The 1,163-nt window shown below is 71.1% G+C and carries 1 protein-coding gene; it reads right to left on the bottom strand.

What is annotated here, in order from left to right; all coding sequences use genetic code 11:
- Positions 1-10: 10 nt before the first annotated feature.
- A complete protein-coding gene (locus ETD96_RS44020) occupies positions 11-1,051 on the bottom strand; it encodes a phosphotransferase (RefSeq protein ID WP_274704695.1) in 1,041 nt (346 codons plus the stop codon).
- Positions 1,052-1,163: the final 112 nt, after the last annotated feature.

Below are 1,163 nucleotides of genomic sequence, written 5' to 3'. Positions count from 1 at the left end.
GCCCCCGCGCTCACCGGACCCCGACGGCCCCCAGGGAACCACCGTCTTCCACCACGTCGAGGTCCACGGCGACATGGTCCTCGGCAACAAGACCGTCCACGAGCGCTGACGGCCCGCTCTGCCAGCGCTCCTCGACGCCGCGCAGCAGCCGCGCCCACTTCGCCGGCGACCGCGAGACCGCGAGGTTCCGCACCGCCGTGAACCGGAACAGCCACGCCAGCGCCTCGTCCGTGAGCTCGTGCTCGGTCTCGTCCCGGTAGGCGGCGACGAAGGCGTCCGCGAGGTCCCAGCGCGGCCGGTCCGCGCCCAGGTGGGCCAGGTGCAGCCCGGCGAGCGCGACGTCGTACCACTGGACGTCCCAGTGCGCCCGGTCCCAGTCGACGATCTCGACGACCCGGCCGTCCCGCACGAGGAGGTTCTCGGTCCGCAGATCGTGGTGGGTGAGCCCCCTGGGCCCGAGGTAGAGCCCGACCCGCTCGGCGCTCAACCGGGCCAGCCCGGCCGTGACGGCCTCGATGTGGGCCGGCGGGCGCCCCCGCGCCACCATGTCGTCGACCAGCGGGCCGGCCTGCCGGAGGACCCGTCGCATCGGCCAGTCGTAGACGTGGAGCCGGGTGCGCCCGGTGTCCAGGGACGCCTGGTCGACGGCGCCGGCGCTCCGGTGCACCAGGGCGAGCTTGCGCGCGGCGTCCCTGACCAGGGGGACCGCCAGCCAGTCGGGAGCCGGGTCGTGCTCGGTATGGGAGCGGACGAACCAGCGGTGGCGTGGACCCGCCACGCAGGAATGGCCCTTCCGGGTCTCGACCGGGGAGCGCACCACGGAACTCGCCGCCGTATCGGCGAGTGCCCGCATAATTGCGAATTGCCACTCGAAAGGAACCCGTCCCCGCTCCCTGCGCACCTGGGAGATCAGGTACGTCCGGTCAACGTGCCGGTACAGGTAGTGCAGGCTGTAGTGGCGGCTCGGGGCGCCCAGGAACAGCGGGCGGCGGTGGCCGTAATACCGCCAGAGAATCCCACGGCAAGTGAGAAAACGGTCATTCGGGAGCAAGGCACGTCCCCGGGTGCGACAACAGGCCCCACTCAGGCCTCAGCAGCAAAGTGCACCACAGAAGAGCGACCGAAACTCATGAATAGAAAATCCACAACCAGTCGGGAAGGGG

Source organism: Actinomadura geliboluensis (assembly GCF_005889745.1).
Lineage (GTDB): Bacteria > Actinomycetota > Actinomycetes > Streptosporangiales > Streptosporangiaceae > Spirillospora > Spirillospora geliboluensis.
Note: the sequence above shows the minus strand (reverse complement) of the source record. Positions and strands in the feature narration are given on the sequence as shown.